The organism is Kluyvera sp. CRP (genome assembly GCF_019930565.1).
GTDB lineage: Bacteria > Pseudomonadota > Gammaproteobacteria > Enterobacterales > Enterobacteriaceae > Kluyvera > Kluyvera georgiana_A.
Map to the genome: position 1 here is coordinate 4,388,772 of NZ_CP082841.1, position 14,228 is coordinate 4,402,999.

12 protein-coding genes and 2 pseudogenes are annotated in these 14,228 nt (G+C 45.1%); 7 read left to right on the forward strand and 7 right to left on the reverse strand.

Translation table 11 applies throughout. The annotated features are described in order from the left end of the window. Genes hisD through hisIE form a run of 7 tightly spaced genes read left to right on the forward strand, consistent with a single transcriptional unit; the run spans position 1 to position 6,108 of the window. Positions 1-1,305 (forward strand): histidinol dehydrogenase, encoded by a 1,305-nt coding sequence (hisD, locus tag K7B04_RS20945; RefSeq protein ID WP_163448880.1) that lies wholly within the window; start codon positions 1-3, stop codon positions 1,303-1,305. Continuing rightward, the gene (hisC, locus tag K7B04_RS20950; protein ID WP_223802939.1) at positions 1,302-2,363 is read left to right on the forward strand and encodes a histidinol-phosphate transaminase; all 1,062 of its coding nucleotides are present in this window, start codon (positions 1,302-1,304) and stop codon (positions 2,361-2,363) included. Before hisD ends, hisC begins: the two co-directional genes overlap by 4 nt. Further along, positions 2,360-3,427: a bifunctional histidinol-phosphatase/imidazoleglycerol-phosphate dehydratase HisB gene (hisB, locus tag K7B04_RS20955; RefSeq protein WP_223802940.1), complete on the forward strand. Its 1,068-nt coding sequence runs from the start codon at positions 2,360-2,362 to the stop codon at positions 3,425-3,427. The genes hisC and hisB overlap by 4 nt, the downstream gene beginning before the upstream one ends. After that, positions 3,427-4,017, forward strand: coding sequence for an imidazole glycerol phosphate synthase subunit HisH (hisH, locus tag K7B04_RS20960; protein ID WP_001575883.1), 591 nt, complete (start codon positions 3,427-3,429; stop codon positions 4,015-4,017). Before hisB ends, hisH begins: the two co-directional genes overlap by 1 nt. Further along, positions 4,017-4,754: a 1-(5-phosphoribosyl)-5-[(5-phosphoribosylamino)methylideneamino]imidazole-4-carboxamide isomerase gene (gene hisA / locus K7B04_RS20965; protein WP_223802941.1), complete on the forward strand. Its 738-nt coding sequence runs from the start codon at positions 4,017-4,019 to the stop codon at positions 4,752-4,754. The genes hisH and hisA overlap by 1 nt, the downstream gene beginning before the upstream one ends. Further along, on the forward strand, positions 4,736-5,512 hold the full coding sequence (hisF, locus tag K7B04_RS20970) for an imidazole glycerol phosphate synthase subunit HisF (protein ID WP_001575887.1): 777 nt from the start codon (positions 4,736-4,738) through the stop codon (positions 5,510-5,512). The genes hisA and hisF overlap by 19 nt, the downstream gene beginning before the upstream one ends. Then, positions 5,506-6,108, forward strand: coding sequence for a bifunctional phosphoribosyl-AMP cyclohydrolase/phosphoribosyl-ATP diphosphatase HisIE (hisIE, locus tag K7B04_RS20975; protein ID WP_223802942.1), 603 nt, complete (start codon positions 5,506-5,508; stop codon positions 6,106-6,108). Before hisF ends, hisIE begins: the two co-directional genes overlap by 7 nt. A 91-nt stretch (positions 6,109-6,199) precedes the next feature. On the opposite strand, the gene K7B04_RS20980 is transcribed toward hisIE, so the two are convergent. The 7 genes and pseudogenes from K7B04_RS20980 to glf all read right to left on the reverse strand — a co-directional run bounded on the left by K7B04_RS20980 (position 6,200) and on the right by glf (position 14,220). Continuing rightward, positions 6,200-7,585: a hypothetical protein gene (locus tag K7B04_RS20980; RefSeq protein ID WP_223802943.1), complete on the reverse strand. Its 1,386-nt coding sequence runs from the start codon at positions 7,583-7,585 to the stop codon at positions 6,200-6,202. Between the two features lie 368 nt (positions 7,586-7,953). Continuing rightward, a pseudogene (locus tag K7B04_RS20985) lies at positions 7,954-8,996 on the reverse strand (ISAs1 family transposase); the annotation flags it as partial. Between the two features lie 150 nt (positions 8,997-9,146). Further along, positions 9,147-10,922, reverse strand: coding sequence for a glycosyltransferase (locus K7B04_RS20990; RefSeq protein ID WP_223802944.1), 1,776 nt, complete (start codon positions 10,920-10,922; stop codon positions 9,147-9,149). Positions 10,923-11,042: 120 nt separating this feature from the next. Further along, positions 11,043-11,759 carry a glycosyltransferase gene (locus tag K7B04_RS24505; RefSeq protein WP_256450016.1) on the reverse strand — a complete coding sequence of 239 codons (717 nt, stop codon included), beginning with the start codon at positions 11,757-11,759 and terminating at the stop codon, positions 11,043-11,045. 48 nt (positions 11,760-11,807) lie between these two features. After that, positions 11,808-12,152, reverse strand: a pseudogene (locus tag K7B04_RS24510) (glycosyltransferase); the annotation flags it as partial. Between the two features lie 32 nt (positions 12,153-12,184). Further along, positions 12,185-13,072, reverse strand: a complete 888-nt coding sequence (locus K7B04_RS21000; RefSeq protein WP_223802945.1) for a glycosyltransferase — start codon at positions 13,070-13,072, stop codon at positions 12,185-12,187. Continuing rightward, complete coding sequence (gene glf, locus K7B04_RS21005; protein WP_275957291.1) at positions 13,069-14,220, reverse strand: UDP-galactopyranose mutase; 1,152 nt, start codon at positions 14,218-14,220, stop codon at positions 13,069-13,071. Before glf ends, K7B04_RS21000 begins: the two co-directional genes overlap by 4 nt. Positions 14,221-14,228: the final 8 nt, after the last annotated feature.

Below are 14,228 nucleotides of genomic sequence, written 5' to 3' on the forward strand. Positions count from 1 at the left end.
ATGAGCTTCAATACCCTGATTGACTGGAACCGCTGTAGCCCCGAAGAACAGCAGGCGCTGTTAATGCGCCCGGCCATTTCCGCTTCCGACAGCATCACCCGTACGGTGGCCGAAATTCTGGAAAACGTTAAAAACAACGGCGATAAAGCGCTGCGTGAATACAGCGCGAAGTTTGATAAAACCGAGGTTGGCGCGCTGCGCGTGACTGAGGAAGAAATTCAGCAGGCCGCAGGCCGTCTGAGCGACGAACTGAAGCAGGCGATGCAGGCTGCGGTGCGCAACATCGATACCTTCCACACCGCGCAGATTCTGCCGCCGGTGGATATCGAAACCCAACCGGGCGTACGCTGCCAGCAGGTCACCCGCCCTATCGCCTCCGTGGGGCTTTATATTCCGGGTGGTTCAGCGCCGCTGTTCTCCACCGTATTAATGCTGGCCACTCCGGCGCGCATCGCCGGCTGTAAAAAAGTGGTGCTGTGCTCGCCGCCGCCGATTGCCGATGAGATTCTGTATGCGGCGCAACTGTGCGGTGTCAAAGAGGTATTTAACGTCGGCGGCGCGCAGGCCATTGCCGCGCTGGCGCTGGGCACCGAGTCTATTCCGAAGGTGGATAAAATCTTCGGGCCAGGCAATGCGTACGTCACAGAAGCGAAACGCCAGGTCAGCCAGCGTCTCGACGGCGCGGCCATCGACATGCCAGCAGGCCCGTCTGAAGTGCTGGTCATCGCCGATAGCGGCGCCACGCCGGACTTTGTCGCCTCCGACCTGCTCTCTCAGGCCGAGCACGGCCCGGACTCACAGGTGATTCTGCTGACACCGGACGCGAAACTTGCCGAAGGCGTGGCCGAGGCCGTTGAACGCCAGCTTGCCGAGCTGTCCCGCGCCGATACCGCGCGTCAGGCCCTCTCTGCCAGCCGCCTGATTGTGGCCAACGATCTGGCGCAGTGCGTGGCGATCTCCAACGCCTACGGCCCGGAACACCTGATTATTCAGACCCGCAACGCGCGTGAACTGGTTGATGAGATCACCAGTGCCGGTTCGGTATTCCTTGGCGACTGGTCGCCGGAATCGGCTGGCGACTACGCCTCCGGCACCAACCACGTGCTGCCGACCTACGGTTACACATCCACCTGTTCCAGCCTGGGACTGGCGGATTTCCAGAAACGGATGACCGTTCAGGAATTATCCCGTGACGGGTTCTCGGCCATTGCCGCCACCATTGAAACGCTGGCCGCCGCCGAGCGGCTGACCGCCCACAAAAATGCCGTTACCCTGCGCGTGAACGCCCTGAAGGAGCAAGCATGAGCATTGAACAGTTAGCCCGCGACAACGTTCGCGCCCTGACCCCGTATCAGTCGGCGCGCCGCCTTGGCGGTAAAGGCGACGTCTGGCTGAACGCCAACGAATATCCGACGGCGGTGCCGTTCGAACTCAGCCAGCAAACGCTGAACCGCTACCCGGAATGCCAGCCAAAAGCGGTGATTGAAAACTACGCTGCCTATGCGGGCGTGAAACCGGAACAGGTACTGGTTAGCCGCGGCGCGGATGAAGGCATTGAACTGCTGGTACGCGCGTTTTGCGAACCGGGCCGCGATGCGGTGCTGTTCTGCCCGCCGACCTACGGCATGTACAGCGTCAGCGCTGAGACCATCGGCGTCGAATGCCGCACCGTGCCGACCAAAGCCGACTGGCAGCTGGATCTGCCGGCGATTGCCGACAGTCTGGCCAACGTGAAAGTGGTTTACGTATGCAGCCCGAACAACCCAACCGGGCAGATTATCAACCCGCAGGATTTCCGTTCGCTGCTGGAGATGACCCGTGACAAAGCGCTGGTTGTCGCCGATGAAGCCTACATTGAGTTCTGCCCGCAGGCCACGCTGGCCGGCTGGCTGGCCGAGTACCCGCATCTGGTAATTCTGCGCACGCTGTCCAAAGCCTTTGCGCTAGCGGGGCTGCGCTGCGGCTTTACGCTGGCGAATGAAGAGGTGATCGCGCTATTAATGAAGGTGATTGCGCCGTACCCGCTCTCGACCCCGGTTGCCGATATTGCGGCCCAGGCGCTTAGCGCGCAAGGAATCGCAGCCATGCGCGAACGCGTCGCGCAAATCCTCAATGAACGTCAGTACCTGGTGGATGCGCTGCGCACCATCGACTGCGTCGAGCAGGTATTTGATTCCGAGACCAACTACGTACTGGCTCGTATTAAAGCCTCAAGCAGCGTATTTAAATCTTTATGGGATCAAGGCATTATCTTACGTGACCAGAATAAACAACCTTCTTTAAGCGGCTGTTTGCGCATCACTATCGGCACTCGTGCAGAGAGTCAGCGCGTGATTGACGCTTTGAAAGCGGAGACCGTATGACCCAGAAGTTTCTCTTTATCGATCGCGATGGCACCCTGATTTCCGAACCGCCGAGCGACTATCAGGTAGACCGTTTCGATAAACTGGCCTTCGAGCCGGACGCCATTCCCGAACTGCTGAAACTGCAAAAAGCGGGTTTTAAGCTGGTGATGATCACCAACCAGGACGGGCTGGGCACCGACAGCTTCCCGCAGGCGGATTTCGACGGCCCGCACAACCTGATGATGCAGGTCTTTACCTCGCAGGGCGTGGTGTTTGACGATGTGCTCATTTGCCCGCACCTGCCGGCCGACAACTGCGAATGCCGCAAGCCGAAAACGCAGATGGTTACCGCCTGGCTGGCGGACGGCGTGATGGACGTTGCCAACAGCTACGTGATTGGCGACCGCGCCACCGACGTCGAACTGGCCAACAATATGGGCATCACCGGCCTGCGCTACAACCGCGAAACGCTTAACTGGGCGGCGATTGGCGAGCAGTTGACCCGCCGCGACCGCTACGCCCACATTGAGCGCAACACCCGCGAAACGCAGATTGATGTCGAAGTGTGGCTGGATCGCGAAGGCGGCAGCAAAATTAACACCGGCGTTGGTTTCTTCGACCACATGCTGGACCAGATCGCCACCCACGGCGGTTTCCGCATGAACATTACCGTGAAAGGCGACCTCTATATTGACGATCACCACACGGTGGAAGATACCGGCCTGGCGCTGGGCGAAGCGCTGAAAGTCGCGCTGGGCGATAAGCGCGGCATTAACCGTTTCGGCTTCGTGCTGCCGATGGACGAATGCCTGGCCCGCTGTGCGCTGGATATTTCCGGCCGCCCGCACCTCGAATACAAAGCCGAGTTTACCTATCAGCGCGTAGGCGACCTGAGCACCGAGATGATCGAGCACTTCTTCCGCTCGCTCTCCTACGCCATGGGCATCACCCTGCACCTGAAAACCAAAGGCAAAAACGATCACCACCGTGTGGAGAGCCTGTTTAAAGTCTTTGGCCGCACGCTGCGCCAGGCGATCCGCGTGGACGGCAATGCCCTTCCCTCCTCAAAAGGAGTGCTGTGATGAATGTGGTTGTCCTTGATACCGGCTGCGCCAACCTCAATTCGGTGAAAGCGGCGATTGCCCGTCACGGCTACGAGCCGGTGGTCAGCCGTGACCCGGATGTGGTGCTGCGCGCTGACAAACTGTTCCTGCCCGGCGTGGGCACCGCGCAGGCGGCGATGGATCAGATTCACGAACGCGACCTGGTCGAGCTGATTAAAGCCTGCACCCAGCCGGTGCTGGGCATTTGCCTCGGCATGCAGCTGCTGGGACGCCGCAGTGAAGAAACAAACGGCGTCGACCTGCTGGGAATTATTGACCAGGACGTGCCGAAAATGACCGACCACGGCTTGCCGCTGCCACACATGGGCTGGAACCGCGTCTATCCGAAGGCGGGCGACCGTCTGTTCCGCGGTATTGAGGACGGCGCGTATTTTTACTTCGTTCACAGCTACGCGATGCCGGTCAATGAATACACCATCGCGCAATGCCACTACGGTGAAGCGTTTACCGCCGCAGTACAGAAAGATAACTTTTACGGCGTGCAGTTTCACCCCGAACGCTCCGGCGCGGCGGGCGCACAGCTGCTGAAAAACTTCCTGGAGATGTAATGATCATTCCGGCTTTAGATTTGATTAACGGCACCGTGGTCCGCCTGCATCAGGGTGATTACGGACAGCAGCGCGACTACGGCACCGATCCGCTTCCCCGTTTACAGGACTACGCGGCTCAGGGTGCCGAAGTGCTGCACCTGGTAGATTTAACCGGCGCGAAAGACCCGGCACAGCGCCAGATTCCGCTACTGAAAACCCTGGTCGCCGGCGTGAACGTGCCGGTACAGGTTGGCGGTGGGGTGCGCACCGAAGATGACGTCGCGGCACTGCTGGACGCGGGTGTGGCGCGCGTGGTGGTCGGCTCAACGGCGGTGAAATCGCCGGAAGTGGTGAAAGGCTGGTTCCAGCGCTTTGGCGCTGAGCACCTGGTGCTGGCGCTGGACGTGCGCATCGATGATAACGGCGCCAAACAGGTGGCGGTGAGCGGCTGGCAGGAGAATTCCGGCGTCACGCTGGAAGAGCTGGTTGAGACCTATCTGCCCGTGGGGCTTCAGCACGTGCTGTGCACCGATATTTCCCGCGACGGCACGCTGGCAGGCTCCAACGTTTCGCTGTATGAAGAGGTCTGCGCCCGCTATCAGCAGGTGGCGTTCCAGTCCTCCGGCGGCATTGGCGATCTTAACGATATCGCCGCCCTACGCGGCACCGGCGTACGCGGCGTGATTGTCGGCCGCGCGCTGCTGGAAGGTAAATTCAACGTAACGGAGGCCATCCAATGCTGGCAAAACGGATAATTCCTTGTCTTGATGTGCGTGATGGTCAGGTTGTTAAGGGCGTGCAGTTCCGCAATCACGAGATCATCGGCGATATCGTCCCGCTGGCCAAACGCTACGCTGACGAAGGCGCGGATGAACTGGTGTTCTACGATATCACCGCCTCCAGCGATGGCCGGGTGGTTGATAAAAGCTGGGTTTCCCGTGTTGCCGAAGTGATTGATATTCCGTTCTGCGTAGCGGGCGGCATTAAGTCCATTGACGATGCGGCCCGCATTCTCTCCTTCGGTGCCGATAAAATTTCCATCAACTCCCCGGCGCTGGCCGACCCGGAATTGATTACTCGTCTGGCGGACCGCTTCGGCGTGCAGTGCATCGTGGTGGGTATTGATACCTGGTATGACGCTGACACCGGCAAATATCACGTCAATCAATACACCGGCGATGAAAGCCGCACACGCGTGACCCAATGGGAAACGCTGGACTGGGTGCAGGAAGTGCAGAAACGTGGCGCGGGCGAGATCGTCCTCAATATGATGAACCAGGACGGCGTGCGTAACGGCTACGACCTGGAGCAGTTGAAAAAAGTGCGCGACGTTTGCCGCGTACCGCTGATCGCCTCTGGCGGCGCGGGGACCATGGAACACTTCCTCGAAGCGTTCCGTGATGCCGATGTTGACGGCGCGCTGGCAGCCTCGGTATTCCACAAACAGATTATTAATATTGGTGAACTAAAAGCGTACCTGGCAACGCAGGGCGTGGAGATTCGGGTATGTTAACTGAACAACTGGACTGGCAAAAAACCGACGGACTGATGCCCGCCATTATCCAACACGCGGTATCCGGTGAAGTGCTGATGCTGGGCTATATGAACGAGGAAGCGCTGGCCAAAACGCAGGAAACGGGCAAAGTGACCTTTTTCTCACGCACCAAACAGCGCCTGTGGACCAAGGGAGAAACCTCCGGCCACTTCCTCAATGTGGTAAGCATCGCGCCCGACTGCGACAACGACACTCTGCTGGTGCTGGTTAACCCGATTGGCCCGACCTGCCATAAAGGCACCTCAAGCTGCTTCGGCGACACCAGCCACCAGTGGCTGTTCCTGTATCAGCTTGAGCAGCTGCTGGCCGAGCGTAAAAGCGCCGACCCGGCAAGCTCGTACACCGCTAAGCTGTACGCCAGCGGTACCAAGCGTATCGCGCAGAAAGTAGGCGAAGAAGGCGTGGAAACCGCGCTGGCCGCCACGGTGCACGATAAGTTTGAGCTGAAGAATGAGGCGTCGGATTTGATGTATCACCTGCTGGTGCTATTGCAGGATCAGGAGCTGGATTTGACGGCGGTGATTGAGAATTTGCGGGAACGGCATAGTCTTTAATCTATAAGTATCACCGAAATCATTGAATACAGATATAAGAAGTTCTAAGGGAAGGTAGAGGATAGTTCCTCGACCTTCCAATAAATACATGCTACAAGGAATCAAGCATGTCATTGACTATTTTTCTGGCCGCACTCTGTTCCATTTCAAGCATTAATGATTCCTTCAATTTACCTACCATTTCTATCTTAGGATTCAATTCACCAATAGCAGCTTTTGAAATAGCAACTTCTATTTCAGAGAAACATTTCGTATGATATGCGCAATTTACCGCGATCAATCCAATTTCGTTGAATTCAGCATGATGCCCGCTATCCATGTAAATAATAGGTTTATTAGTTAATGGGTATTCAACTAAAAAAGATATTCCATCCGTAATCATCAAGTCTGACTCTTCGAAAGTTTTCAAATAGTCGAAATCGTTATCAATCACCGTATTTTGAAGTGCTGTCCATTCAGCGACAAAAGCAGCCATTTCATTTGGATATCTTGCCTCCATTATAGAAAAAAGAGCAGGATGCGGCCTTAAAATAAACTTATGTTGATGATTGATTTTGGCGAATGAAAGAAAATCTTTATAATTTTCAGAAAAAGTTGCAAAACCTAACCAATTTTCATCAATGCTATGATGTGGAGCCCATATTATAGTCAGCCTATCTTGAATCACTTTTTCTTCAAAAGCATTTGCTGCCTTTACAATATATTCTAATTTCGCATTACCAAAGTACCTGACATTAAATCCGCCAAGTAATGATCTCAACCTAGCATCATGCAAAGAAAGCAGGCTGTCCGTATAAATACGCCAACACAGATTATGAAATTCTTGGTTAGATTGAAAATCAAATTCATCATTAGGTACAAAGTTTTTTACAACATTTGTGGCGAAGTATGGTATATAACATAATTTGGCAAAGGATAAGTTTTTAGCAGAAAAATAACTTGGTATATCTTGATCCCATGGGGACTGTCTTATGATAACGTCAGGAGAAAGTGTTATTAAGAGAGTTTTAACAACATCTGAATCATTAGAATCGATAATAATGTTAGAAATGCCTAACCGCTCTAATTGTTGTCCTGTTTCCCTTGCGCCATAAAACTCATCACTCCCAGGGAATCTTTTATTGATAGTAACAGTTATAACTTCTACAGAGGAATGCTTCTTTAACTCATGATAAATTTCACATATGGAATACCATGAGTTTGCATTGTGAATGAGAAATAAAATAGTGTTTTTTTTACTAACCAATTTCTTGCTAATTATAGTAGTATTTCTTTCGATGACGTCTAATTTTCTTATTTCACTCAAAAAAGAGTCCATTATATTTTCTTGGCGAGATAAATTATTATTTATAGCTAAAATTTCTTCCTTGTTTTTTTCCATAGCATAGTTCAGCTGATTTAATATATCAATAATTTTTTGATATCGAATAAAGACGGGCTTAAATATAACCCTAAACAAAGGCTTAATATATCTCATGTTATATACCAGTTCACTTAAGATTTTTATAAAACATCCCAAAGAATAATGGACAAATAAACCACTAATACTTTAAATCGTGGGTATTTCTTTTAAATACCTACTCAGTTATTAACTTAACATACTCAACCTAATGAATGAGTTATACTATGTGGGTGATTTCATTTATAAATACCCCCATCCATTCCATTAGCAATGGATAAAATAATTATTCAACATTGATGCAACAAACTTAGTTCATAAGATATTTAACTCTTAACAGCATAAAACAGGCCAAATGCATGAATTAAATTTCTGTTAAATTATTCATTTCATAGCCCAAAATCCACGTTCTGCGCAGGCTGCGAGAACTTCCTCCTACCGCAGCCTTCTTTCTTTGCTCTTTCTCCCTGCTTTGAGCACTTATTATCCCTTAATAGATTCAGTGCCATCTTCACGATTTCAGATATTATTATACTGCATTACCTCTTCTTATCAGGCTGGCATCTTCATTCATTTTTAAATCGAGCACCTAATGGAGACCATACTCGATCAGCCAGTGCGTTCTGATAGCATATGAAAATTCTTTAGCATCCAGATCCTTTGAAGAAATACAATATCACATACTTGCATCTACCGCTGATGTCTCATCTTTATTCTTTCTGAATGAAAGCGCCACACAACGTTTCTTTAAACCTTTCTATTAAAAATAGAAATTACAAAACTCAGTGGCGACATCAATGACAATGTGTAATCGTGTTTCCTTTAATCCATGACTGATCTCCTGCGTGCTAAATGAATCACCTTTATAATGTGAAGATAGCACTATCGGAAATTTTTCTTCGAATGCCTGATACCAATGCCCCTGATTACTTTTGACTGCAAGAAGATAATCTGCCTTTTTATCTTTTATTTTAGATACATTATCCTTCTGAATCCCATAGCATCAATGGTTATCAAACATTTATTTAAATCCGACAAGTTAAGCAAATCAGGAATGGCTGTAATCTCATTACTCATGGACTCAGTCCGCCCCCCAAGCACAACACCGTTTTCAGTCGAGAACTCACATGGATCCTTTTCTTGTTCCTTTATTGTAGGAGCCTCTTATAGTCTTTCCGTCTACAGCAATAATTTAACCATCTGTTATTTCATGGCACCCCTGCATCCTTTCAATAAACATTTTTTCAAACGCTACACAATCAATATTACTCACAACATGCGCAATAGTATTGTCGGCCGAAAAACTATTATCGAAATAACCATATGTCTTTAACCATCCGAGACGCTCATGACCAAGTTCTGCGAACAACTATCACTCATCAGCACAGACAATTATGGCGAAAATCGTAAGAAATAAAACCTCGGATAATTTGTGTTTAATTTTCCCTTACTGCCAAATATCAAGAATAACAGAAATATAATCAAGCAAACTTTAAATGCTTATCTGATGTCCTTTTCTATCTTATTAGCAATACAGAAGGTTAAATTTCAATGATTCCAGAAGGCTATAACCAAGACAAAAATCGTGATTTACATCACGATTTTGCTCTATAACCTTAATGGACGGTATTCTGACTCTTCAAAACCAATTAATTTTTTTGTTAAATTTCATAGTCCAAAATTCTTTTGAAGTTAAATACGGCAGGCTTTTTTTCATTTCCTTTCTTACTGAAGAAAATTTGATTAAATTTTTAATAGCAGTTAAAAAACCCAACGAGATGATTTTGAAGAAGTCAATTTTCGAATGAGTTAATTCAATAAGATTGCCATTTTCAATATTAATATTATATATGGTTTTTCTTAAAAAAGAATATTTCGTTGGATGCCTATGACGATAATCAACTGCAATTGGCTTACTGTAGAAAAAGAATGATGGTATCAAGTGGCCATTCAACGTAAATAATCTAAAGATTTTGTGAAGACGACTTTCCTTAGTAACGGAAGGATAATCTATGCAGCCATTAACAATATTAACATCACTTGAGGAATATTTTTCATTTTTTGTTATAGAATTAATTCTTTGCCTGATTTGAATACAATCTGCATTGTTCACCCAAAAATCTTGACCTTTCATGCAATCATTATAAGACATAATAATTGCTTTCGCTAGTTCATAGCGACAAGCGAAAGTAACAAGTGCCAATTCACGAATAAAAAACAAAGTCAAAAATAAAGAAGAATATTTACGGTCACTAACTAAAGCTGGAACCGCAACAGTTCTAAAATTCAAGTAATTATTTAGTACAGATATTTTCCGCTCAAAATCCATTTGCCAGGAAGCCACACCATTAAGCGTAACTATGTTATGCTTCTTGTGCATATAGCCGAATAACAAGTCATCACCACGAACAAAGAATGGGAATGAGTAATGCTCTATCGAATTAACATGAAATGCAAGGAACCACCATCCGCCATAACCTATCTTAATTTCATCGTCAAAACTTTCCAAAGTTGACACTTTACGGACATCCAGTCTATGTTTAGCTGGATAATGTAAGAAATCTTTTTGCCATACTGCTCCAGACTCATGAATAATGGCGGGTTCATCTTCAAACATCATACAAGCAGTAATTACTGTATTAATATCTTTTGCCAATAATAAAAAAGCATGTGTTCTAACAATAGAGTCGATCTCGCATGAGCCATCATCATCCATGAAAATGACATGCTTAACTGATGTCATGCCCTGTGCTTCTATCAGCCCACGCATAAAACCACCAGAACCACCAAGATTCTCATTTTTAATTATAGCAATATCATCCCCTGAGACAGAATCGAAATCGGAACCATTATTTACAACAATTAATTTGAATTGACCTTTAAATTCGTCATTATTTAACAATTCATTATTAATTCTATTAATGGTTTTTGTAACAGCAGCTTCTCGATTAAAAGTGGTGATAACTAATGCCATAGAGGACACATCGACAACATCCTGTGTATAAAACTGGAATGACGTTAGAACTGAATCCTCAATTGATTGCCACTCTACATAAACGTATCCAAAATGTATATTAGAAATATCAATTTCAATATCATTCACACAATGTTCTGTTGATATATACTCATGCTGACTTAGGACTTTTACAACACCTCTTTCGACATGTTTTATCGTAATATTACCAGTCCCCTGAGCCTGAACATTTAAAAAAAGAGATGATAAAGTTGTATATTTTTTCCATTTAAAAATTGAGAATATATTAAAAAAAGAGTTAAAACTAACGACCTCATTTTTAGGGACACTCAAACTCTGAGCACCATAATCATACCTGCTACCCTGCCCACGAAAATAGAGGGCCTCTTCAGTACAAACATTTATTTTTGGGAAAATTATTTTTTGAAGCAAGAGGGACATATCGATTTTTCCAAGATTGATGGTTTCTAGTAAAACACTGAACCATATACAATTACAGTAATACAGGGAAACCTGGTTAATTTATTTCTCAGCCAAAGGTCATTAATAGCAAAAATACATCTAACTAAACTCTCCATACACCCGTAGTGTTTTTTTTATAATTATTTCAGAAGAATATTTAGCTTCAATTATCCTTCTAGCATTACGACCAAGACGGGCTCTTAAATTCTTATCAGCAATTAGCTCTTCAAGTTTAACAGACAATTGCTCTATGTTCTTTTTTTCAACTACAAAGCCATTAATTCCATTTTTAATTAAACTATTGCAACCACCTATATTGTACGTAATAACGGCACGACCAACGGCACCAGCTTCCAAGAGTATACGAGGGATTCCCTCAGCATAAATAGATGGAAGGACAATAACGTTTGATAACTTAATCAACTCATTAATATCATCTCTTGTTCCTAGCCAAGTGATATCCCCTTTATCGTTCCAGATATTTATTTGTTTAAGACTTATCGCATCTTTATCATCATCTACAATAATACCTGCGACTAATAATTCGAAGCTAGTTCCAGAATCATGTAATTTCTGTTTCACAGCAATAAGATCAGACAGCCCCTTACTCCAAAGCAAACGACTAGCAAATAAAACTTTTACCTTCTCTCGACTTGGTTCCTCACTAAAAGAAAAAAAATCAATATCAATCCCTGCACCATCAATAACAACTGTTTTACTTCTATTTAAATGGAGCAAGTTTAATATCTTATTTCTATCAGAATCATGCTCAAAAACAAACTTACATTCAATATGTTTAAAAATATTCCTATACAAATTAACAATAGAAAATCGTAATAATTTAAAAAGGAAAGAGTTACTCTCAAAAACCCTACCTAAACCAACAAAACTATAAACGAGCTTCTTATTCCAAAGCTTACACCAAATACAACCAATTACGCCCGGCTTAATTGTTATGCTATGTAATACATCCGGATTTATGGCATTTAATATTTTGACTATACGAATGAAATCCGTAATAAAAACGAAAGGATTAGTTTTCTTTTCACTCATTTGACTATCATAACATTCAAACCCCATTGATTTTAGCCGTTCATATGTGCCTTTATCATCAAATTTTGAAATAAGGGTTATATCATAACCTGCGCGTAGCGCAGCCTTTGCTCTATCAAGCCAATGTAATTCAAAATACCATGCAGAATTGATAAAGTAACATAACTTCTTTTTTCATAGTAGATGTTTCACCTACCCGATTTATGCTTAGATATTCCGTCACGAACTCCACCAATAATTTTCACAAGATACTTTATGCTGTCTGGATGTCCGACTGCAGATAGGATATATTTTACCAATCTTAGTATTATATACGTCCAATCAAATGGCGAATGAGCACCAAAGAGATGCTTAGAATAGAGTATATTCCTCACAAGGTAATACACTTTCCATGGTGGGATATAACTACCTCTACTATTGACATCATGAACAACTATTACATTAGAAAGAAACACCATCGGCACGTTTTTTAATCGCAAATGATGCCCGAAATAAACATCATCAAAATAAATGAAAAGCTCATCATGAATACATTCAATAAAGTCTGTTAATGTATGTAAGTTTATTAACATACCGACAAAAGATACGCTGACTACATTTTCATTCTTAGATGCATCAGGAATATAGAGATATGGGTTGAGTTGATATTCAATATTCTCTCTAAATCCATAAGGATGCTTCCTCCATGGAATATTCATTTTACAGCGTACACCTGAAGTATCAATAACATTGCAAGCATATACTGTGTTATTTTTTAATTTTTCAGTTTCAATTCGGGAAAAAAAATCATCATTCGGATAGGCATCATCATCGTAGAAAAGTACCCAATCCGTAACCAAATTTTTGACAATCCATTCAGCCCCTAACTTAAAGCCGCCAGCTCCCCCTGTATTGACAGTACTGGATAAAACTATTAATCGTTCATTAATGATATTATTAAGCCATTCAGCAGTTCCATCCGTAGAACCATTGTCAACAATAACTACAAATTTAAAAGGCAACGCTAAGGTTGCCTCAACTGTTTTCTTTAATTTATCTAACCTATTATAGGTGACAATTAGAGAAGATATATTCATCTAACTTGTACCGTAAACACAGGCATCACAGTACTGGTCTCGAGTGAATTCAGATAAACTCTCGCTGTTTTCAATGCCTCTGCAATAGTGACATCCATATCCAGATAGCGATAGGTACCTAAGCGACCAATAAAGGTGATGTTATCTTCCTTTTCAGCTTTATCCAGGTAACTGTCCAGCAGTGCCATCTCGCCTACCTGGCGAATCGGATAGTAAGGGATATCATTTGGTTCACACTTACGACTAAATTCACGGTAGCAAATTGATTTATCATGTTGCTCCCAAGGCGCGAAATATTTATGTTCAGTGATTCGAGTGTAAGGAACGGCTTGTTCGCCGTAATTCATTACGGCACATCCTTGCACATCGCCTTCAGCGCGGAACATATCAAAATCTAACGTACGATAACCTAAGCGACCTAACTCATAATTATAGAAACCATCCAGTGCGCCGCTAAAGAATACATGATCGTATTCGTCACGCGACGCATGATCAAAGTTAGTATTCAACGTAGTTGTGATATTACTGTGGTCGAGAATTTTCTCAACGATCTCAGTATATCCATCCTTTGGCATCCCTTGGTATTTATGATTGAAATAGTTATCATCATAATTAAAGCGGACGGGTAAGCGTTTCAGAATGGATGCTGGAAGCTCTGAAGGTGACATTCCCCATTGCTTAATGGTGTAACCTTTAAAGAAAGCCTCATACAATTCACGACCTACAAAGCGTAATGCTTGCTCTTCGAAAGTTGTTGGCTCAACAATACTCTTATCACTTTTCTCTTCGATCAACTTGCGAGCTTCTTCAGGATTGCAAGTTGTTTTGAAAAACTGATTAATTGTGTGCAAATTGATTGGCAGAGAAAACACTTGGCCATTTACTGTCGTTTTTACCCGATTAGTATAAGGCATCATTTCTGTAAATTGTGAAATATATTCCCAAACTTCAGCATTATCGGTATGGAATATATGTGGGCCATAAGTATGTACCATGACACCAGTTTCATTATCGCGTTCACTATAACAGTTTCCTGCGATATGGGAACGACCATCAATAATACTAATTTTATGACCAGCTTCTGCCAGAATACGGCCAATAACTGCCCCAGAGAAACCCGCACCAACAATTAAAATATTCTTTTGCATCATTTGCC